The organism is Candidatus Eisenbacteria bacterium (assembly GCA_016867495.1).
Classification (GTDB): domain Bacteria; phylum Eisenbacteria; class RBG-16-71-46; order CAIMUX01; family VGJL01; genus VGJL01.
Genome location: VGJL01000011.1, coordinates 1 through 20,732, shown reverse-complemented (window position 1 = coordinate 20,732; position 20,732 = coordinate 1). Strand labels below are relative to the sequence as shown.

The following is a 20,732-nucleotide window of genomic DNA, read 5'->3' as shown; positions in this document are numbered from 1 at the left end:
GTCGAGCCGGATCGGAGCCACGGCTGCGGTCCGCCAAAGAGATGGGGTTGGTTCCCCGCCGATGGTGCGGGATCAGCACTTCCGGAGGAACCGTGCAAGCGGCAAGAACGTCGTTGGCCCTTTCGATCGTGGCGGCCGGCCTTCTCCTCTGGCCGCCGACCGCCTCCTCCTCTACCGACGAGTGGCGCGCGCACGCGGAGACCACCGGCCAGGAATACCAGCAGCACCCTCGCGCGGCCCTGCACTCCGATGGCTCTTGGACCGCCGCCTGGGTAGACTACCGCACCGGATACCCCTCGATCTGGGTCGGGACCTTCGATGCGGAGGACGACACGCTGGCGCCGGCCATCCCTCTGACCGACGGCCTTGGCCTGTTCCGTCTGGAGATGAGCCCCAGCTCGGTCGAGACGCCCGATCTCGCCTCCCTCGGCGACGGTCGATCGCTCGTCGTCTGGTGCGAGGAACGATCGCAGAGGTGGAGGATCCGTGCCCTTGTCACGACTGTCGATGGCATCCTGTCCGGCCCCATCACGGTCAACGAGTCGCGTCCCGACATCCCCCATTCGCCGCGCGTCTCCGTTTCCGGAGACCGGGCGCTCGTGGCCTGGACAGAGGGGCGATCGCCGTCGAGCCGCATCTACGCCCAGGTCCTCGACCTGTCGCCTCAGCGCGTGGGGGGAAACTTCCTTCTTGGCCGGGGAACGGAGAGGGTGCAGGACGGCTGCCGCATCGCGCCTTCGGCCACCGGATGGGCGGCGGTCTGGTGTCAGGAATCGCCGGGGCCTCCCCAGGTGCTGGCGCGCGCAATCACAGCGGAAGGCGGATTGCCGGGCGACGCGAAGCAGATCCATCCGAATCCCCTGGCCTCGCAGAAGGAGCCCACGATCGCCGTCGTCTCTACCGGCTTCTTCGTGTCCTGGTCGGAGTACCTTGGATCGGAAGTCAATCTTCACGGGGTTACGCTCTTGCCCGATCTGAGTCTGGCTTCGCCTCCGTTCACGATCGCCCCGCACGCGGAGACGATATCTCCGCGCAGCTCCGAGATCGTCGCGACCGATGCCGACCATGTCCTTGTCGGATGGCTTGCCGGAGAGGGGAATCGCTCCCGGATCCATGCCCGCCAGATCCGTCTTCCGGACCAAGTCGAGCTCCCCTTCGTGGTCGTCGACGATCCCCAGCCTCCTCCGGGGCAAGTGGTCATACCGCGTCACCTCGCCCTGGTTGGAAGGGAAGGGGGCGGGGGCCGGGCGCTCTGGGACGACGGCAGGACGGGAGGGGACCTCGTCTATCATCTTCCGCTCGACGCCACGGGCGCGCCGGGCGGCGCGCCGCGACTCATCAAGGAGGCGACCGGGACGGCGAGCCAGATCCTGCCGGAGATCGCGACGAGCGCCGGATCGGGAGGCATCCTCGTCTGGGAGGACTTCCGCTCAGGAAACCTCGGAATCTACGGCGCGTTCTTCGACCTGGAGGGAGAACCTAGCGGAAGCTCCTTCCGCATCAGCGACGCGCCCGGAGGGGCGGTCAGCGCGCCCGCGACCAATCTCCGCGACCTGCTGCGCAATCGTCCGGCGGCCGTCTTCACCGATGACGGCTACGCCGTCGCCGCGTGGACCGTGATCCGGCCGGGCGGCTCCTCCAAGCTCTTCTACCAGGCTTACGATCCTGCCGGCGGCTCCCTGAACAACAACATCGAGCTTCTTCCGGCCAACGGCGTCCAGTTCTCGGGGAGCGCGCAGAGCTCGCCGTCCTTCTCCCCGATCCCGGGCGGCGGCTACTTCCTCGCCTGGTTCGACACTTGCCAGGATCTGGATGGAGACGTCTTTGTGCGGCGCTACGAGTCGGGCGGAACCACGGTCGGCGATACTATCCGCGTGCCGGATCCCCCCTACCAAGGAGCCTCGCAGGCGAGCCCTGCGATCTCGACCGGACCGGGGCGCGAGACGGTCGTCGTCTGGCTTGACGATCGCCGCGGCAACTACGACGTCTATGCGCAGCGCCTCGGCCCCGCCGGGAGGAAGATCCAGCGCAATGTGCTCCTGAGCCCCCTCGAGGACGACACCCCCGTGATCCAGACGAATCCGGATGTATCGGCCAAGTCCGATCGCTACGTGGCCGTCTGGGATCAGGATCCATTCGCGGGAGGAGGGGTCGCAGGAGTCCTCGTCTCGCTCCCCAGCAGCAAGGACTCGCGTTCGCAGGCGGAGGAGTACTACCCCTTCAGCCTTGCCGTCGGAACCCCGGGCCTCAAGTACCCCCGCGTCGACATGGCCCATGACGGCCGATTCGTCGTGGTCTACTGGGACACCTCGAGGGACTCGACGCGGGTCATGGCGCAGCGCTTCACGTCGACGGCCAGCCCCATCGGCCCGCCCTATTGCGTCACTTCCCTCGGCGGCGCGATCGCGACTCTCCCAGGCGACGTGGCCGTGGACGCCTACAGGATCCGCTTCGCCTTTGCGGACAGCCGCGAGGGGCGGAGCTGGGATGCCCGGATCCGTACAGTGGGATGGCGCTACGATGGGTCGCCTACGCCGGTTGCCCTGCAGTCCTGGGAGATCTCGGAGGAGGGTGGAGCGCTGGTCATCAGGTGGGCCGTGCCCCGCGACCGCCTCGGCTCCTTCTACAGGATCTGGCGGGAGGAGACGGTCGCCGCGGCTCCAGCGGAGAGACCGTCCGCCGCGGCCGAGCTCCTCACGGTGGACGCGGTCGGCCCCCTCGGCGAGGGCGAGGGGGAGTACGAGTTCGCGGATCGCTCCGTCCGCCCGGGCGCGTCGTACGCCTACTGGATCGAGGACGAGAGGGGCGAGCTCGCGGGGCCATGGAACGGTTCTCTGACGATGAGGCGCGCGTCGCTCGCGCTGCGCGCCGCCGGCAATCCTTTCAGGTCGTCGGTCTCGCTCTCCTGGTCCTCTCCTCCCGGCGGACCCGTCCGCCTCTCCATCTATGACCTCGCCGGGCGGCTTGTGCGAACGGTCCTCGATCGCGCGGGGCCCCATCCCGCCTCCGGACAGTGGGATTGGGACGGCCTCGACGACGCCGGCCACCCGGTCGCGAGCGGCTGCTACCACGCCCGTCTGACCCATGGCCCGAGCGGCCAGCAACGCCAGCTCAAGCTTCTGAGGATCCGCTAGAAGAGGTTCCGAGGGCCCTCGGGCCATTCGAGGGGGCGCGATGGGTGGCGCCCCCGCCGCGTTTCAGCCGAGCAGCCCCATGCGCTCGACGCTCAAGCTCGGGGCGCCGTAGGGCGCCTCGACCGGGCCGTCCACCCACAGGAGGCGTCCATCCGCCTGATGCGCCAGGTGTCCGTAGGCGCGATAGGCATCCGGGAAGAGCGTGCACTCGGCGAGCCCGCTCTCGTCCTCGATCGTGAGAAAGAGCATCCAATCGCCGCGCTTCGTCGCCACCCTGCGCGCCGCCGCCGGCAGGCCGATCAGGCGCGCGCGCTGCCCCCCGCCGATCTGCGCCGCGGGCGTCGCCATCGGCAGTTTGCCCTCGCGCTCCGCCCGGCCGCGGAGGATCCGCACAGGATGATCGCTGATCGCGATTCCAAGCACGGCGAGCTCGCTCTCGACCCTCTCGGCAAGATCGAACTCGCGCCAGGGTGACGGGCCGCTCGCGCCGGTTCCCTCCAGCCTCAGCGTGTCGGTCGCGGGACGCCTCGCTCCGTCGCGCGCCAGGCAGCGCACGCGCCAGAGCTTCGCCGGCCGGGGCCCGGCGCCCACGTCGTCGAGCGCCCCGCAGAGGATCAGCGATTCGGCTTCGGGAATCGCCGGCCCCGCTCGCGCGAGGAAGTCATCGAGGCTCTCGAAGCGCCGCCGGGACCGTTCCTCGATGATCCGCCCGAGGAGGCGCCTCGAGATCCCGCGGATCAGCCCGAGCGCGCAGCGGAGTTCGGCGCCGTCCCAGGTCCACTCGATGGCGGAGCGGTGCACGCATGGAGGCGCCGGGCGAATCCCGTGACGCCGCGCGTCCTCGACATAGACGCGCAGCGGGTAGATCCCTTGATGGTTGTTGAGCAGGGCGGCGTAGAAGGGGCCGGGATGGTGCGCCTTCAGGTAGGCGGTCTGATAGGCGAGGGCGCCATAACCCGACGCGTGCGCCTTGCAGAATGCGTACGAGCCGAAGCGGGCCAGTTCGCCCCAGACCCTGACCGCGACGTCCGGCTCGATGCCGTTGCCGACGGCGCTCGCGACGAACCGATTCTCGATCTCGCGCATCGTCCTTCCCGCCCACGGGTCCTCATCGCGGCGCTCCCCCCGAGGCGATGGCCGCTCGCCTAGCGAAGGATCGACCGCCACCGCCATCGCGCCTCCGATCGCGCGCCGCATGAGATCGCCCATGGCGCGATCGAAGCCGCCGATCGCGCTGGCGACGCAGATCACGTCCTCCTCGTAGAGAAGGACGCCGTAGGTCCGCTCCAGGAGCGGGACGAGGCTCGGGTGGAGGTAGCTTGTCTGCTCGAGACCCCGGAAACGGCGGATGAACCTCTCCTTCATGCCCGACCCCGCGGGGCCCGGCCGGATCAGCGAGAGGGCCGCGATCGTCCCCTCCAGGTCCCTCGTCCCGAGCATCTTCAGGAGATTGCGCATTCCGGGCGATTCGATCTGGAAGAGGCCGATCGCGTCGCCCTGCGACAGGATCTCCCCGGTCGGGCCGTCTGGATCGGGGAGGAGGTCGAGGGCGGGCGGCCTCTCCCCCGCCGCCGCGATCGTCTCGAGCGTCCCCGCGATGGTCGAGAGAGCGCGGTTGCCCAGGAGGTCGATCTTGACCAGGCCCACGCCTTCGACCCCGTGCATCTCGTACTGCGTGACGACGATCCCCTTCGTCGCCCGCTCGAGCGGCACCCAGTCGTCGAGCCGCCCCGGACCGATCACGATCCCCCCGCAGTGAATCCCGAGTGTGTGAGGCAGGCCGAGGAGCTTCTCCGAGGCGGCGATCAGATCCGGGAGGGGCGGCTCCATCAGATCGATCCGGCGCCCCAGGGCGGTCGAGGCGATCGCCTGTTCCAGCGGGCCGCGCGCGTGGCCCGGGATGGCGCGGGAGAGTCGCTCGATCTCTTCCGAGGCGAGCCCGAAGGCGCGCGCGGCCTCGCGGAAGGCCCCGCGCGGCTGATAGTGATTGTGCGTCGAGATCATGGCGACCCGGTCCGCGCCGTAGGTCTGGTAGACGTGCGCGATCACCTCGTCCCTGCGCCGCCAGCAGAGGTCGATGTCGAGATCGGGCAGGTCGCGGCGGAGACGGTGGAGAAAACGCTCGAAGGTGAGCCCGTAGCGGAGCGGGTCGACATTCGTGATCCCGAGCAGATACGCGACGAGCGAGCTGGCCCCGCTCCCGCGGCCCACTGTCGGGATTCCGCGCGCACGGGCCGAGGCGCAGATCTCTCCCACGACGACGAAGTAGTCGCTGAACCCCATCGTGTCGATCTGCTCGAGTTCCCAGGCGAGGCGCCCCGAGACGGCGCGCGTGACCTTCCGGTAGCGGCGGCGCAGCCCCTCGTGCGCCATCCGGTGCAGGCGATCGAAGACGGCCTCGTCGGGCCCGAGCGGGAGCTTGGGGAAGAGGCTGCCCGGCGGCGGCAGATCTCCGGGCCCGAAGACGCAGGAGAGGGCGATCTCGCGCGCTGCGGCGAGCAGCACGACCTCGTCGGCGAAGAGGGATGAGAAGGACGGCGGCGAGATGAGGTGGCGCTCGGGGCCGGCGCATCTGTCGCCGGCGAGGCGACCGACCAACTCGAGCTCACGAACCGCCGTGAGGAGTCGGTGCGTCTCATGTTCCTCCGCCGAGCGGAAGTAGACATCGATCGTCCCCGCGAGGGGGCGTCCGACCCGGGCCGCAGCGCGCCGCATCAGATCCTCCTCCATCCGGGATCCAGGCCGGACGATGGCGCCGTAGAGAGCCCCCGCGGGCAGACTGGGATGGAGCCTCTCGAGGAGCGCCGGATGGCGGACCAGGACGGTGAGCCCCTCGCGCTCGGCGGCCACGCGCTCGGCCAGGTCGAAGTCGGCCGCCAGGTGCCGGGCCGTCAGGATGCGGCAGAGGGAACGGTAGCCGGAGGCGTTGCGCGCGAGCAGGACGGCGGAGATCGGCGCGCTGCAGGCGCCCCTCTCCATCCCGCGCGGCGGCTCGCGCGAGTCGTGCGGTCTCCCGCCGCCTCCGGTCACCTCGGCTCCAAGGATCGGCCGCAGCCCGGCCGCGGAACACGCCCGGAGAAACGGCAGGGCGGCGTAGAGGTTGTCCCGATCGGTCAGAGCGAGGGTGTCATACCCGAGGGCGACCGCCTGGCTCACGAGATCGCCCGGGAGGGCCGTCCCGCGCCCCAGCGAGTAGGCGCTTCGGACGATCAGCGGGACCGGGGTCGGTCCGGGGCCGCGGCGGGCGTCATTGCGGAGGGGCATGACGCGAGAATACCAAACGCGCGTTCGCTATTCAATCATGCCCCGGGCCGCCCGCTCCCCTTCCTCCCTTCCCCCTGGCCCCTCGCCCCGTCGCGCCCGCCGCGCCCCGCCCCGCGATCCAGCCCGTCGACCAGGCCCACTGGAAGTTGAATCCGCCCACGCGACCGTCGCAGTCGAGGATCTCTCCCGCGAGGTGCAGTCCGGGGACCTTTCGGGAACCCATCGTTCGGGGATCGATCTCGGAGAGCGGGACCCCGCCCGCCGTCGTCTCGGCATGGCTCCATCCCCTGTCCCGCTCAATCGGGAGAGGAAGCTCGACAAGCGCCCGCGCCAGGTTTCGCCTCTCGTCCCTGCGCAGATCTCCGATTCGGCGCGAGCGGTCGATCCCCGCGCGAAGCATCAGCGCCTCCGCCAGGCGCTCGGGGATCCTTCCGGCCAGCGCCCGACGGCAGGAGCGCGCCCCTCCCTCGGATGACTCCCTGAGGAGCATCCTCTGGACAGACTCGAAGTCCTCGCCCGGCAGAAACGAGACAGTGATCTCGACCCTTGCGCCCGCGGCCCGCGCGGTCGTCCAGTGCCGGCTCGCATCGAGCACGACCGGGCCGCTCACGCCGAAGTGAGTCCAGAGGAGATCGCCCGTCCGCCGATCGATGATCCGTCGGTCCCTTCGCGTGAGCATCTCCGCCGGAAGCGAGACGCCGGAGAGGCTCCCGTGGAGCATGCCTTCCGCGAGGACGAGGGGGACCAGCGCGGGGGCCGGCCCGATCACCGAGTGCCCCAGCGCGGCCGCGATCCGGAACCCTTCTCCGTCGCTGCCGGAACGGGGCAACGAAGATCCCCCGGTCGCGAGAACGACGCGAGCGGCGAGCGTCTCTCCCGCTTCGTGGACCACGCGGAGAGAGGGGGGATCGGTCGCGCCGCCCTCCCCTTCCTGCGCCGCGGCGACGCGGTTGATCGCATGCACGCGACAGCGGGTGCGCACCTCGATCCCCAGCGCGCGACAGCGGCCGAGCAGAGCGCCCAGGACGTCCCTCGCGCGGCCCGTGGCGGGAAAGAGCTTGCCTCCCGCCTCCTCGCGCAGATCCACTCCCATGGAGCGAAACCAGAGGGCGGCGTCTCTCGCGCTGAAGGCCGCCAGGACTTTCCGGATCTGCTGCCTCGATCCATTGAAGTCCTCGGGCACAACCGTCACGTTGGTGACATTGCACCGGCCGCCCCCTGACACGAGGATCTTGGCGCCCAGACGCGCGGCGCCGTCCAGGACGGCGACCTCGGGCGTCGTGCGCCGCCTGGTCCCCTCGCGCCGGATCCGTTCCGCGGCGGCGATCGCCGCGGTCAGGCCCGCGGCCCCCGCTCCCACGATCGCGACGCGCCAAACTCCGCGCTCGCTCATGCCGGCATCATCGTCGCTCCCCCGCCTCCGCTGGCGTTGGTGGAGCGAGCGTCACGGGCGGGACTCATCCGCCTTCTCTTCGATCGCATAGAGAAACCACCTCGCGCCCGGTCGTGCCCCACCCCCCGGCTGGCGGAGGCAATAGACCGTCCAGCGCGTGCCGTCCTCCATCGCCAGGCGAAAGTAGTGGCGCCTCAGGTAGAGCTCCTTTCCCGTGCTCTCGGGCCCGAGCTTCCTCCAGACGCGCTCCACCGCAGCGATACGCACCGGCCGCCCGCGCCAGACGAAGCCGCGGGGCAAGCCCGGCTCGCCGCGCGCCATCGTCGCCGCCTCGAACGTCCCTTCGATCGGCGCGATCGCCTCGCTCACCCATCTCATCATGCAGGGGAATCGTACCGTCCCCGCCCGTATGAGAAAACCCCGGCCCGCGGGGCCGGGGCTTCTCGGCGAACCGCGGCCCGCCCCTACGAGATCACTCCCAGCCAGTCCCTCAGCAAGAAGACGAAGCGGCCGAGCGCCAGCGACACGCGCGCCATGACGGTGAAACCGAAGGACGCGCCGAAGCCGAGCATGATGTAGACGATCCCCGTCTTCGCCCCGATCTTGAAGATCCCCTTCTGCTCCTTGGAGAAGAAGAAGTAGATCAGGGTCCCCAGGACTCCGATCAGGACGAGCACCGCCCAGAGCCCGGCGATCGGATCCGCGAAGCTCCCGCGCGTCACGATCGTTCCCTTCAGCTGCGGGAAGAGGGCCCCCGTGAAGGCGACCGGAATCGCGAGGCCGGTGTAGTAGCCCATGAAGATCCCTATCGGGAAGCGGACCAGCCAGCTCGCCCGCGGCACGAAGCGCATGAAGTAGAGCATCCCGATCGCGAAGGGGACGATCAGCATGAAGTTCGCCGGCGCGGCGGGGTTGAAGTGGCTCCATGAGAGGCCGTTCGTGAAGGCCGTGCGGAACGCCTCGCCCAGCGGCCTGAAGAGAATCGGCTTCAGCACGAGATGCCAGTAGAAGCCGACCGTCCATCCGTTGGAAGCGCCCACGAAGAGGTGCTCGGCGAATCGATAGAACGGGTTGTCCCTGTAGAGGAACGAGAAGATGGAAAGGGTCATGAAGGCCCCGATCCAGATCCAGATGACCTCGGGGGTGATGTTCATGAGCGCTTCCTCCTCCCGGCGAAGTAGGCCACGTTGCCGATCACGACGAAGACGATGATCAGGATGTGGGCCGTCGATTGCGCCCCCATCCCCTCCGTCGCCCTCATCCGGCCACCGAGGTGGAATGTCTTCTCGACGAGGTGCTCGTACTCCGCCGCCCCCTTCATCCCGCCGAGCAGGCCCGAGAACTGGCCGGTCTCGAAGTAGGGATAGTAGTCGGGCGCGCTCACCGCCGTGACGCCCCCCCCGACCTTCACACCGTACTTCGACTGCGCGTACTGGACGAAGGAGAGGGGCATCGTCCCGGCGGAGATCGAGCAGACGATTCCGATGTCGTCGTAGTTCCGGACGTTGCGCATGACCCGCAGGCTGTCGATCCTGTTGCCGAAGTAGTCGGTCGGATAGACCGCCGCGATGCTGCGCCCCATCCCCAGGATCGGCACGATCGGCGGCGGCTGCCATCCGAGGAAGACGATGTCGCGGCCGTAGACGACGCTGTCGGCGGACGTCTTGGCGCGCGCGTTGAACTCATCGGTCACGCGATTCATGGCATCGAGGGTCAGGCCGGCCCCCTCGATGTACATCGCCGCCATCAGAACGGGGATCTTGGCCGCCAGCCCGTGGCGCAGCAGCGCGATCGTCATCGGATGGTTCTCGGCCTCCGTCTGCGGCAGATAGTCGGTCGCGATCAGGATGCATTGCCTCTCGGGGTCGATCGCCTGCACCGTGTCGAAGAATCTCTGCGTCGGCTTCTGCACCCCCATCGGCATCTGAAACGGGAACAGGAGCGGGAGGATGATCACCGCCGCCGTGAAGAGGAAGATGATCCTGCGGTCGATCCGCATCAGGCGTTCCAGGTTCATTTCGACGCCCCCATCCAGCTGCGCTCAACGCCGGTCAGGATCTTGAGGAGGGTCGCCGTCGCGCCCAGCGTGACGCCGATGTCGATCCCGCGTTTCGAGGCCGTGTTCGGCACCGCCATCATCCAGCTGCTCAGTTTGGGCAGGTAGGGGCTGATCAGCTCCCCGATGGGGACCTGCCCGAGCATCACGATGAAGGCCGATCCGAGCAGGAGGACCGCCATCGTGCTCTTGGCCCGGAACGAGCGATAGGCGGCCGAGGCCATGTAGAAGGCCAGGAGCGCGAAGAGCGTAGCGCCCAGGGGGATCAGAAGCTTGTTGTAGATCGTCGTCGTGTCGAAGGGGAATCCGAGGATCTTCGTCGGCATCGGCCCCTCGCCCCTGGCTCCGCCCAGCACGCCGATCGCCGCGACCACGAAAAAGGAGACGATCGTCGTGTACGACTGCCGCCAGTGGGCCGCCTTGCGCTTGATCCGGTTGTAGTGGTGGAGCATCAGGTTCCCGAGACCCAGGATGAGGGCGAAGGAGCCGACGATCCTGAGCAGCGTGTTGCGCAGGTAGTCGTTCAGTCCCTCCGCGATCGGATGGGGAAGGAAGTTCGCGGTCACCCCCAGAATCCCCATCAGGATCAGCAGACCGAGCGGGAGCTTGTCGCGCATCTTCTCCTCCTAGTGCCCCGAGGTCTCGAGCACCTGCCTGAAGTCGAAGCCGGTGATGAGGGACACCAGCGTTCCGACGACGAGCAGCGCCACGAGGATGAACTTCGTGTAGTCCTGCCCCTTCAAGGCCCCCAGCATGAGAGGCTCGCGCGCGATGTAGGCGGAGGCCGCGTAGAGCTCCTCCCCGATCAGGGTGTAGTCGCAGGCCACGATGAAGAAGGGCAGCTGCGTCGTTTGATCGGTCCCCGCGATCTGGATCGCGCCCGTTGTCGCGCCCGTCTCCGAGAGGATCAGCGACTCGCCGCCGAAGAAGCCCATGAAGAAGTTGGCGGCCGGCCTCTCGCGGACGATGATCCCGCTCACGGCGCCGGCATAGGCGAGCGCGTTCTCGACGAGGAAGTGGACGCTCTCGGGATCGTAGGCGTCGGGTCGCCCGGCGGCGGCATACGAACCCCGGACGACCTCGCGGGCGACGGTGAAGACGATCGGATCGCGGACGGGAACGCGGATCTGCGTACCGTACTCCGCGATCTTCTTGCCCACCTCGCCCAGGAGGTTCAGCGAAGCGACCGTGCTGATGTACTCGATGTATCCGGTCCCCGGGATGTAGAGGAGGGGCCTGCCCATCTCGGTCGCCCGCCCGATCGCCTCGTCCACCGCCTCGAGCCCCGCGATCTTGCGAACGAACAGATGGATGCCCTTCCGGGCCTTGCGGATGAACCAGAGGATCAGCCCCCCGAAGACGAGCAGAGCGATCGCGACACTCGTGTAGTGGCCGTTGAACCACTGGGGACTGCTGCGCACAGGCCCGGTCTCGGCCGACGCCGTCTCGCCCCCCATCCCCCCGATGGAGATGACACGATAGCGATAGTCGACGCCGTCGGTCGCCTCGCCATCCTCGTAGACGCTGCTCCCCGCGCCCGCGACATCGAGGCTGTCGAAGCCTCCCTCCGGCCCGGCTCGCTCGATGCGGAAGCGGACCGCGCCTTCACCTCCCCGCCAGCGCAGGGTGATGCTGCTTCCTCCGTCGAACCGCGTGTCGGCTGCCTGCAGGTCGGTCACGGCCGGCGGCGACTTCCCGGGCCGGGTCTCGGGCGGAGGTTGGCCCGCGGCCAGCGATACGGGACAGGTCACGGCCAGGGCAAGAAGGATGGATGCCCGTCTCATGCGTTCAGCCCTCATCGAGCGGTGAATGGTTGAAGGTTGCGGATCGGATCGAGAGGCGACGGCATGGCGCTCGCGCTTTCACCTCACCCGGAGCGTCCGGATCCGCTCGGCGAGCCTGTCCGGATCGGGCCGTTGCAGCAGGACTCCCGCGAATCCCGCCACGAGGAAGGGAACTGCGTCCTTCCATCCGCCTCCGAGAAAGGCCAGGACCACGCCGAGAATCGCCACGCTCTCCGCCATGGCGAGCCCCACGATCAAGGAGAGGAGAGACCCCCGAAGGGCCTCGTCGGCATAGGTGTACGACCTCTGATCCAGCAGACAGCGGAGAAGGACCGAGGCGACGAGCATCCCCGCCCCGAGCGCGTAGAAGATCATGCGCACCGTGGCGAGAGGGGCCTCGGCGAGCCCTCGCGCCGGCCGCTCCCGCGCGGTCAGAAGGAGGATGACGAGATAGCTCACGACCACGAGGAGAAAGGCCGCCCAGATGATCAGGTGGATCCTACCGGCCCTCGCCGCCTCCTGCCTCAAGTCGAGCCCGCTCACGCGATGCTCCTAGACGCCGCCGCGACGGGCGAAGCCATCTGCGTACCGCCGGATCGCCTCGTACTGCGACGCGCCGTCGAGACGGGCTTCCTCGAGCACCTTGTGAGCCTGCCCGCTTCCCAGGTATCTCCCCGTAGAGAAGGCATGGAGGCTGGCGCGCCTGCCTTCCTCCGAGAGGATCCAGCGGTAGAGCGTGGGCATCGTGAAGCCGGTGATCCCCATCGCCTCGCGGGCCCGCTCGGCCGGGTAGATCCTCGCCCTCTCCGCCTCGGGGAGGGCATCGAAGAGCTCGGCGCTCGTAACGAGGTAGACATTCATCCGCAGGCCGTCCCTGTCCATCCTCGGAAGGACCTCGTCCACGAAGGCGTAGGCGACCCCGCTCTCCTGGAGGACGAGCGTCCCGTGATAAGGCGCCACGCCCGGGTCGACCTTGCGCAGGGCGTAGATCCCGCGCGTCGCATCGGAAGCGGGCGGGATCCCAAGAGCCGCGCGGTCCGGCACCTTCTCGTTGGGCCGCGTCACGAACGGGGCGAGGATCGCCGGGCGCGCCTTCAGTCCCGCGATCAGGAGCGGCCAGAGCTCCGCAGGCTCCCAGGGGGTCAGCGTGATGCACACCCCCGGCGGGAAGTTCTCCTGAAGCAGCTGAAGCGCCTGCGGATCGGCGTGCGTCGGGCCGTCCTCGCCGGTCTTGAGCCCCGCGTGCGCGCAGATGATGAGGAAGGTCCGATACGCGTCGCCCGTGAGCTCGTGGCGGGCCTGCTGGCCGATCCCATGAAGCCGCGAGGGGACGTGCTGAAGCGCTGCGATGAACGCCGCGTAGGACGATCCAGCGCCGATGTGGCGGCCGTAGCTCGATAGCCCCGCGAGAAACGCGCCGATGCAGTCCTCGCAGATCCCGCCGCCGGAGACGACCCTGGAATCGGGATTGCCCGTCGAGTGGAAGAACCCCGGGGGGAACCCCTTCGCCGCGTTGGAGACGCTCGTGGAGCCGAGCAGATCCGCGGCGGCCGCGATCACACCGCCGCCGGTCATGCGATTGACGTAGCCGAGGGCGTCGCCGAGCGCGCCGCGGAGGGTCGTCTCGGCCCCGGGCTTGAGTATCAGTTCTTCCGGCACCTCATCGGGCCGCATCGAGTCGGCATAGAGCGGCGAAAGATCGGGCGCCGCCGCTCTGGGCCTGCGTCCCCTCTGGCGGAGCGCTTCCGCGCTCCTGCGGATCTGTTCCGCCAAGAGGCGGGCCGTGCTCCCGTCCCTCTCGATCCACGATCTGAAGGCGAGAAGCGTCGCCCAGTAGGTCTCCTCCACCGAGACGGGGTCCTTCGCCCCGGAGTGGCGCGGGAAGCTGATCCCGAGACCCTCCTCCGCCTCCTTGAGGCAGGCGTAGTACTCATCCGAGCAGAACTTGTGGCCGGCCCCGTGCGATGTGCGCCCCTCGATCCCGTAGCGCCATCCCTTGACGGTCTTGTAGACGACCGCAGTCGGCTGGTCGTTGCGCCTTGTCCGGGCCATCTGTTGGGCCGCGAGGACCTGCGCGAAGTCATGCCCGTCCTCGACCGTGAGGACGTTCCAGTCATGGAGGTAGGCCAGCTCGACCGGATTCCACTGCACGTAGTCCCCCGCCTCCTGTCCGACGCGGCAGACTCGATTGCTGTCGATGCTCGCCTGGTTCCAGTCGATGTGGAGATAGGCGTTGTGCAAACCCGCGGTGGCCGCGGTCGCCATCGCCTCCACAACGCGTCCCGGCGTCATGCCCCCTTCTCCCTCGATGAGATGCACGCGGGGGGGATCGTCTTGCCCGTAGGCGTCGAGAGCGGCGAGCGCAAGCCCGAGGCCGGCGGGGACGCCGACGCCGGAGGCCCCGGTGGCGATCTTCACGCCCGGCGTCAGCGGCGTGGGATGCCCATCGAGCGGTTTCGCCTTCATCGCCCGGAAGAGCGGCGTCTCCGTCGTCGGGTTGCGCCGGAAACCGAGCAGATCCTCCAGCCTGAGCTGGAACTTCTCCTCGGGAGGGAGCAGATCGCGGGCGCCCACGCGGACGATCTCGTTTCGCAGCGCCCACATGGCATAGAGGCCCATCGCCTTGTGTCCGGCCGCATAGACGAGGATGTCGTTGGCCGCCTCTTCCGGATTGCGGAAGTCGTACTCGGTTCCGGCGAAGAGAAGCGATGAGACGATCCTGCCGGAGGAGATGCTCCCCCCGGGATGCCCCGAGGTGGGCACGAAGTTGAAGAGCACGCCGCAGAGGGCGCGATAGAGGAGATCGAAGCGTCCCAGGGCCTCCAGCAGCTCGGGAGCGGGGGGCGCGCTCGGCGATCGCCCTGCCTTCAACTCCTCGCTGACCGGGATGTGGACCGCCCTCCGTGGGGCGAACTCGATTGGTCTTCCTGCCACCGCGCCGGCGCCCGTCGTCATCCTCGACCTCCCTTCCCCGCCTCGGCCCCTGATGAGAGATTCCCGCTCAGGGTAGCCCAGACGCCGCAGGCGGGCAATGGCGCGCTGGCCGCTGGCGGATCGGGTCGGGCGCGGCGCCCCCGCCGCCTACGAGGCCGACTCCGAGAACGACGCCTCCCGTCCCTCCTCCGTCTCCGACGCCACCGGCCGGATCGCCCCGCCGCCCTCCTCCCGCTCGAGGAAAGCTCTCGCGAGCATGGAGAAGTCCTCCGCCCCGCTGCTGGAGGGGGCCGTCACCTGGACAGGGGCATGGAACCCGCCCGCCTCGGCGAGCTTCACATTCTCGCGGATCGAGGAGAGGACGAGCGCACCGTGCTCGGCGCGCAGTCGCTCCTCGATCCGGGCGCTCAGCCGGGTTCTCACGATCCGGTTGGGAACGATCCCCGTGACGCGCAGCTTGGGATTGCGGTGACGCTGCACCTGCTCGATCACATCGAGCAACAACCCCAGGATCTCGATGTCCAGCTCTCTGGTCGTCACCGGGATCAGCACGCCGTCGACCGTCGAGAGGCCGCCGATCAGGAGCGACCCCCAAGTAGGCGGAGTGTCGATCAGAACATAGTCGACATCCTCCGGCACCTGGCCCAGCGAGTGCAGCAGCCGCTCGCGCGTCGGATGCGCGCCATTGTCGAAGGGGGCGAGCAGGCGCCCGCCCGGCGCGACCTTGAGCCCGCTGACGATCGTCTCGCAGAAGACTTCCGGGAGCCGCTTCTCGCACGAGAGCACATCCGCGAGGTTCCCGTTCGAAGACCGGGGGAGCAGATGAAAGCTGCTCGAGCCCTGCGGATCCAAATCCATCAAGAGGACCTTGCGCCCCTCGAGCGCAAGTCCTGCGGCGAGATTGACGGCAACCGTCGTCTTGCCCGATCCACCCTTAATGTTTGCGATCGCGTATGATCTCATCCAGCCTCCACATTTTGATTGACCAACTCGCCAGGGCGCATTCTACCAGGACGGCGCGCCCGGCGCCAGAGGGAACTTGCTAACCAGTAAGGAGATCCCCGGACCCGGGCCCCGTGCGGCCCGCGCGCAGGTGGTTCAGGGCGCCCCCTGCACGAAACCAGTGCATCTGCTCAGGCGTTACCGTGTGTCGTAGCACTAGTCCCTCGCTCTCCCCATTCGCATGGTGGAGGATGGCCTTGAGCGATTGGCCGGTCTCGAGACGGGCCAGTCCCAGCAGGCTCATCCGATCTCCGGGGAGAACCTTCTCGTAGTCTGCCGGATCGGTGAACGTCAGCGCCAAGAGACCCTGCTTCTTGAGATTCGACTCATGAATCCGCGCGAAGGAGCGCGCGACGATCGCCGCTGCGCCCATGAAGCGCGGCGACATCGCCGCGTGCTCGCGGCTGCTCCCCTCGCCGTAGTTCTCGTCTCCGACCGCGATCCACCGCAGCCCGCGCGCCCGGTAGTCGCGCGCGATCAGCGGAAGGGGCTCCCCCGCCTGCCCGGTCAGGATGTTCACACCCTTGCCGACCTCCCCCGTGAACGCGTCTTGCGCCCCCAGGAAGATGTTGTCGCTGATCCGCTCGAGATGGCCGCGATAGCGAAGCCACGGTCCGGCCGGCGAGATCTGATCGGTCGTGCAGCTCCCCTTCGCCTTCAAGAGGATCGGCAACTCGATGAAGTCCGATCCGTCCCATGCGGGAAAGGGCTTCAGGGCCTGGAGCCGCTCGCTTCCGGCGGCGATCCTGATCTTCCCCCTTCCTTCCCTCCGATCCTCCGGAGGGAGGAATCCCGAAAGATCCCCGACGAAGCCCTCCGGCGGCAGATCGGGAACCGGCCTCGGCGGCATGAGGCGCATGCTCTTGCCCGAGAGGCCTGCGATCGGGTCGCTCAGCGGATTGAAGCTCAGGCGGCCGGCCAGACCGACAGCGATCACGATCTCGGGGCTGGCGATGAAGGCGAGCGTGGTCCGGCTCCCGTCGTTGCGCCCCGGGAAGTTCCGGTTGAACGATGTGAGGATCGAGTTCGGCCCGCCCGTATCGATCCCCTCCCGGCGCCACTGGCCGATGCAAGGGCCGCACGCGTTCGCGAGCACGGTCGCCCCGATCGCCTCCAGAGCGGCCAGATGCCCATCGCGCTCGATCGTGGCGCGGATCTGCTCGCTGCCGGGCGTCACGAGGAGCCGGGTCTTCATACGCAGACCACGGGCGCGGGCCTGGCCGGCGACCTCGACCGCGCGTCCGATGTCCTCATACGAGGAGTTCGTGCAGGATCCGAGCAGCGCGGCCGACAGCGCCTCGGGATATCCCCTCTCCCGCACTTCCGCCGCGAAGGCGGAGATCGGCCGCACCAGGTCAGGGGTGTGCGGCCCCGCGATCTGAGGCTCCAGGCTCGACAGGTCAATCGTGATCACCCGCTCGAAGTACTTCTCCGGTTCCGCCTCAACCTCCGGATCGGCGGAGAGAATCGCCGCGTGGCTCGCGGCGAGATCGGCGATCGTCCCCCGGCCCGTCCCCCTGAGGTATCTGTCCATCGCCTCATCGAAGGGGAAGATCGATCCGGTCGCCCCCAGCTCGGCCCCCATGTTGGCGATCGTCGCCTTGCCGGTGCATGAGATCGTTCGCGCGCCCGGCCCGAAGTACTCGAGGATCCGGTCGGTCCCCCCCTTGACCGTCAGGATCCCGCACAGCCGCAGAATGACGTCCTTCGGCGACGTCCATCCGCGCAGGGCGCCGGTGAGCCGGATTCCGAGGACCCTTGGATGTCTGACCTCCCAGGGCATTCCGACCATCACATCGACGGCGTCTCCGCCGCCGACGCCGCTGGCGAGCATCGCGAGTCCACCCGCGTTTGGCGTGTGGGAGTCTGTGCCGATCAAGAGCCCGCCCGGAAAGGCATAGTTCTCGAGGAGCACCTGATGGATGATCCCGGAGCCCGGCTTCCAGAATCCGATGCCGAAGGCGGAGGATGCGCTCTGCAGGAAGTCATAGACCTCCCCGTTCTCCCGAAGAGCCGCCTCCGTGTCCTCCAAGGCTCCCACCCTCGCCTGGATCAGGTGATCGCAGTGGACGGTGGCCGGCGCGGCCGAGCGCGAGCGGCCGGCATGCATGAACTGCAGGAGGGCCATCTGCGCCGTGGCGTCCTGCATCGCCAAGCGGTCGGGGTCGAGGAAGAGGAATCCTTCTCCGGGGCGCAGGTCCTGCCCCTCGGGATCCCTGAGGTGTCCGAGCAGGACCTTCTCCGCGAGCGTGAGCGGGCGTCCAAGGCGACTCCTGATGACTCCCAGGTTCCGTTCCAGCCTTGCGTACGCGGCCCGCACGAGATCGGCCGAAGTGCCCGCACCGTTCATCAATCCCTCTCCTCCATCCCCTTCTCGGATGTCCCTCGCCCCGAACGCGGCGGTTCCATGCCCCGCTCCCGCCCGGCCGAGTCGTCGAGAGGCAACAGGCCGGACGGATACCTCCGGGCCAGGTCGACATAGGTCTGCTTGAAGTGCATCCACTCCGCCTTGTAGGCCTCCTCGACCTCCTTCTCCAGGAGACGGGCGGGAATCCCCACGGCGATCGCCCCGGCTGGAATGGCCTGGCGCTGGCGCACGACCGCCCCCTCGCCGACCACCGCCCACTCGCCGACGATCGTCCAGTCGGAGACGATGGCGCCCATCCCGATGACGGCGTAGTCCTCGATCCGGAGGGCGTTGTGGATGATGGCTCCGTGACCGATCGTCACCCAGTTTCCGATCGTGCAGACCTCGCCGGGGCGCGCGTGGATGACGCAGTTGTCCTCGATGCTCGTGCGGTCGCCGACTCGGATCGTCCCGTAGTCCCCGCGCAGCCGCGCGCCCGGGCCTATCCAGCAGCCGGCGCCGATCTCCACGTCCCCGAAGAGATCCGCCGAGGGGTGAACATAGGTGCCGCCTCCGATGCGAGGCGACTTCCCTTCGAACGCCGCGATTCCCATCACACCTCCCAGATCGCGGCCGAGGCGCACGATCCCTCACAACTATGGACGAGCCGGGCCCGCCGTGCTAGCGGTTGGACATGCCGAGACGTTCCCGCGGCAGAAGCGACGAGGAGCCCGCGCGGCGGGCCTCGCAGCTCTACCGCTCAATCTGGGGGGTCGTCGCGAGGATCCCCCGGGGAAGGGTCGCCACCTACGGGCAGATCGCCGCCCTGGCGGGGCATCCCTGCCAGCCGCGGCTCGCGGGATACGCCCTCTACTCGATTCCAGCGGGGCTCTCGATCCCCTGGCACCGGGTCGTCAACGCCCGCGGGGAGATCTCCGTCCGCTCCGGGAGCTTCCCCGATGGGGAGACGTCCCTCCAGAGGGCGCTCCTCGAGCGGGAGGGAATCCAGTTCAGCGCCCGGGGCGCCTGTGATCTCTCACGCTACCGGTGGAGGCCTCGGCCCGACTCTCCGCGCCGCCCCTCCGCCGCCCGACGAACGGAGTCGCCGGGCTCCCCCCGGCGGCGCCGGCGCTCTTTTCTCTAGAGGGCTTTCAGGAGCTCCTCGACGTGCCCCGCGAGCGTCTTCTCGACCCAGACGCCATAGGCCTGCGCGACGGCACGATCCGGATCGCAGAGGAGCGGGAAGCTCAGATCGTGCTTGGCCGCGAATCGCGCGTGCGAGACGACGCTATCGGGGCTCACGCCGAGAACCGCCGCTCCCTTTCGCGAAAGCCGTCCTAGATTGTCGCGGAAGTCGCACGCCTCGGTCGTGCAGCCGGGAGTGTTGTCCTTCGGGTAGAAGTAGAGGATCAGCTTCTTGCCCCTGAAGTCCGCGAGGGAGACGATCTGTCCCGATGTCGCCTTGCCGCTGAAGGAAGGCGCGGCATCGCCAGCTCTTGGCATCATGAGCTCCTCCTCTCCTCACCGGGTCTCAGACTCGCAGGGCCGCCGCGCGGCTGTCGACCGGATGCCGGCCGGCCGAGCACCGGATGGTCCGCGCGGCCGCCCTTCGGTATCATCGCGGTCATGCCGTGTCAGTGAAGAGGCCGAGCCACGAGGGGGACGCAGATGACGGGAACAGATTCAAGGCATGGCGGCGCCTGGGGCGAGCGGATGGTCTGCCGTCAGCTTGGGCATGCCGCGGGGCGATGGACGCTGAGGGAGGAACAGCCCAAGTACGCTCCCGACCGCACTTGCGATGTGGAGCATCTACGGCTCGATCTGGAAATCGACCTGCCACGCAGGCACGTCGATGCGACATGCGCCCAGCGGCTGCGCGCCGCCTACGGCCCATTCGACTCGATCGTCCTCGACGCGGTCGATCTCAAGATCCGATCGGTTCGTGACGGGAACGGCCAGGATCTCCCCCATTCTTATCTGGACCGCAAGCTCACGATCCGCTTCCCCGTTCCGGTCGCTGACACGATCGAGCTCGTCGTCAGCTACGAGGTCGATCATCCGGCGCTCGGGCTCTACTTCATTGCTCCCGCCGATCAGGACCCGGCCGGCGCCTGGCAGCTCTGGAGCCAGGGAGAGGACGAGGAAGCGCGCTACTGGATCCCCTGCCACGACGCCCCCAACGAGAGGATGACGACCGAGATCGTGGCGACCGTCGAGAGCCGATACACGGCAATCTCGAACGGCGGGCTGCTCTCCGTGACCGAGCGCGACGGCAGAAAGACCTACCACTGGTCGGAGGGAGTCCCCCATGTCAGCTACCTGATCGCCCTCGTCGTCGGGGAGTTTGTCCGCCTGGAGGACCGCTGGCGGAAGATCCCGGTCGACTCCTACGTCGAGAAGGGTCGCGAGGAGGAGGCGCGACGCTCCTTCGGCAAGACTCCACGCATGATCGAGTTCTTCTCCGATCGGCTCGACTGTCCCTATCCGTACGAGAAGTACTCGCAGATCGCGATCCGCGACTTCCACTTCGGGGGGATGGAGAATACGTCTGCGACGAGCCAGTCGGACGGGACTCTGCATGACGCGAGGGCCTCGCTCGACTTCACGAGCGACGATCTGGTCTCGCACGAGCTGGCGCATCAATGGTTCGGCGACCTCATCACCTGCAAGTCATGGGCGCACGCCTGGCTGAACGAGGGCTTCGCGACATATCTCGAGGCTCTTTGGATGGAGGAGGACCTCGGCCGGGAGGAGTTCGACTATGAGATCCTCCAGTTCGCGGCCGCCTACATGGCCGAGCCCTACCGGCGCGCCATCG

General features: G+C 68.3%; 16 protein-coding genes. 3 read left to right on the top strand and 13 right to left on the bottom strand.

Translation table 11 applies throughout. The annotated features are described in order from the left end of the window. The first annotated feature begins 92 nt into the window (after positions 1-92). Entirely contained in the window at positions 93-3,134 is a 3,042-nt protein-coding gene (locus FJY88_03055) for a hypothetical protein (protein MBM3286319.1), read from the top strand. 63 nt (positions 3,135-3,197) lie between these two features. On the opposite strand, the gene FJY88_03050 is transcribed toward FJY88_03055, so the two are convergent. From FJY88_03050 to FJY88_02995, 12 genes are all read right to left on the bottom strand, one after another. Next, positions 3,198-6,398 carry a DNA polymerase III subunit alpha gene (locus FJY88_03050; GenBank protein ID MBM3286318.1) on the bottom strand — a complete coding sequence of 1,067 codons (3,201 nt, stop codon included), beginning with the start codon at positions 6,396-6,398 and terminating at the stop codon, positions 3,198-3,200. 31 nt (positions 6,399-6,429) lie between these two features. Beyond that, positions 6,430-7,791, bottom strand: coding sequence for an aminoacetone oxidase family FAD-binding enzyme (locus tag FJY88_03045; GenBank protein MBM3286317.1), 1,362 nt, complete (start codon positions 7,789-7,791; stop codon positions 6,430-6,432). Positions 7,792-7,842: 51 nt separating this feature from the next. Then, on the bottom strand, positions 7,843-8,160 hold the full coding sequence (locus FJY88_03040) for a cytoplasmic protein (GenBank protein MBM3286316.1): 318 nt from the start codon (positions 8,158-8,160) through the stop codon (positions 7,843-7,845). A gap of 95 nt (positions 8,161-8,255) precedes the next feature. After that, positions 8,256-8,945, bottom strand: a complete 690-nt coding sequence (locus FJY88_03035) for a hypothetical protein (GenBank protein MBM3286315.1) — start codon at positions 8,943-8,945, stop codon at positions 8,256-8,258. Then, positions 8,942-9,808, bottom strand: coding sequence for a hypothetical protein (locus FJY88_03030; GenBank protein ID MBM3286314.1), 867 nt, complete (start codon positions 9,806-9,808; stop codon positions 8,942-8,944). Before FJY88_03030 ends, FJY88_03035 begins: the two co-directional genes overlap by 4 nt. After that, positions 9,805-10,464, bottom strand: a complete 660-nt coding sequence (locus FJY88_03025; protein MBM3286313.1) for a hypothetical protein — start codon at positions 10,462-10,464, stop codon at positions 9,805-9,807. Before FJY88_03025 ends, FJY88_03030 begins: the two co-directional genes overlap by 4 nt. 9 nt (positions 10,465-10,473) lie before the next feature. Further along, positions 10,474-11,631, bottom strand: coding sequence for a hypothetical protein (locus FJY88_03020; GenBank protein MBM3286312.1), 1,158 nt, complete (start codon positions 11,629-11,631; stop codon positions 10,474-10,476). Between the two features lie 78 nt (positions 11,632-11,709). After that, positions 11,710-12,174, bottom strand: coding sequence for a hypothetical protein (locus FJY88_03015; GenBank protein MBM3286311.1), 465 nt, complete (start codon positions 12,172-12,174; stop codon positions 11,710-11,712). 9 nt (positions 12,175-12,183) lie between these two features. Beyond that, positions 12,184-14,586 (bottom strand): hypothetical protein, encoded by a 2,403-nt coding sequence (locus tag FJY88_03010; GenBank protein MBM3286310.1) that lies wholly within the window; start codon positions 14,584-14,586, stop codon positions 12,184-12,186. A 126-nt stretch (positions 14,587-14,712) separates the two neighbouring features. Further along, the gene (locus tag FJY88_03005; GenBank protein ID MBM3286309.1) at positions 14,713-15,528 is read right to left on the bottom strand and encodes a ParA family protein; all 816 of its coding nucleotides are present in this window, start codon (positions 15,526-15,528) and stop codon (positions 14,713-14,715) included. Between the two features lie 79 nt (positions 15,529-15,607). Beyond that, complete coding sequence (locus FJY88_03000; protein ID MBM3286308.1) at positions 15,608-17,917, bottom strand: aconitate hydratase; 2,310 nt, start codon at positions 17,915-17,917, stop codon at positions 15,608-15,610. Beyond that, positions 17,917-18,528, bottom strand: a complete 612-nt coding sequence (locus FJY88_02995; protein ID MBM3286307.1) for a gamma carbonic anhydrase family protein — start codon at positions 18,526-18,528, stop codon at positions 17,917-17,919. The genes FJY88_03000 and FJY88_02995 overlap by 1 nt, the downstream gene beginning before the upstream one ends. 80 nt (positions 18,529-18,608) lie before the next feature. Between FJY88_02995 and FJY88_02990 the strand changes: the two genes are divergently transcribed. Beyond that, positions 18,609-19,058, top strand: a complete 450-nt coding sequence (locus tag FJY88_02990) for a methylated-DNA--[protein]-cysteine S-methyltransferase (GenBank protein MBM3286306.1) — start codon at positions 18,609-18,611, stop codon at positions 19,056-19,058. Here FJY88_02990 and FJY88_02985 read toward each other — a convergent pair. Next, a complete protein-coding gene (locus FJY88_02985) occupies positions 19,055-19,417 on the bottom strand; it encodes a peroxiredoxin (GenBank protein ID MBM3286305.1) in 363 nt (120 codons plus the stop codon). The genes FJY88_02990 and FJY88_02985 overlap by 4 nt on opposite strands. 165 nt (positions 19,418-19,582) lie before the next feature. On the opposite strand from FJY88_02985, the gene FJY88_02980 reads away from it, so the two are divergent. Further along, positions 19,583-20,732: M1 family metallopeptidase (locus tag FJY88_02980; protein MBM3286304.1), on the top strand; the 1,150-nt coding region annotated here is incomplete at its 3' end.

Bases quoted from the DNA above. Each gene is read 5' to 3' on its own strand.
- FJY88_03050 (MBM3286318.1), bottom strand. From the start codon at position 6,398: ATGCCCCTCCGCAATGACGCCCGCCGCGGCCCCGGACCGACCCCGGTC.
- FJY88_03045 (MBM3286317.1), bottom strand. From the start codon at position 7,791: ATGAGCGAGCGCGGAGTTTGGCGCGTCGCGATCGTGGGAGCGGGGGCC.
- FJY88_03035 (MBM3286315.1), bottom strand. From the start codon at position 8,945: ATGAACATCACCCCCGAGGTCATCTGGATCTGGATCGGGGCCTTCATG.
- FJY88_03030 (MBM3286314.1), bottom strand. From the start codon at position 9,808: ATGAACCTGGAACGCCTGATGCGGATCGACCGCAGGATCATCTTCCTC.
- FJY88_03025 (MBM3286313.1), bottom strand. From the start codon at position 10,464: ATGCGCGACAAGCTCCCGCTCGGTCTGCTGATCCTGATGGGGATTCTG.
- FJY88_03020 (MBM3286312.1), bottom strand. From the start codon at position 11,631: ATGAGACGGGCATCCATCCTTCTTGCCCTGGCCGTGACCTGTCCCGTA.
- FJY88_03010 (MBM3286310.1), bottom strand. From the start codon at position 14,586: ATGACGACGGGCGCCGGCGCGGTGGCAGGAAGACCAATCGAGTTCGCC.
- FJY88_03005 (MBM3286309.1), bottom strand. From the start codon at position 15,528: ATGAGATCATACGCGATCGCAAACATTAAGGGTGGATCGGGCAAGACG.
- FJY88_03000 (MBM3286308.1), bottom strand. From the start codon at position 17,917: ATGAACGGTGCGGGCACTTCGGCCGATCTCGTGCGGGCCGCGTACGCA.
- FJY88_02995 (MBM3286307.1), bottom strand. From the start codon at position 18,528: ATGGGAATCGCGGCGTTCGAAGGGAAGTCGCCTCGCATCGGAGGCGGC.
- FJY88_02990 (MBM3286306.1), top strand. From the start codon at position 18,609: ATGCCGAGACGTTCCCGCGGCAGAAGCGACGAGGAGCCCGCGCGGCGG.
- FJY88_02985 (MBM3286305.1), bottom strand. From the start codon at position 19,417: ATGCCAAGAGCTGGCGATGCCGCGCCTTCCTTCAGCGGCAAGGCGACA.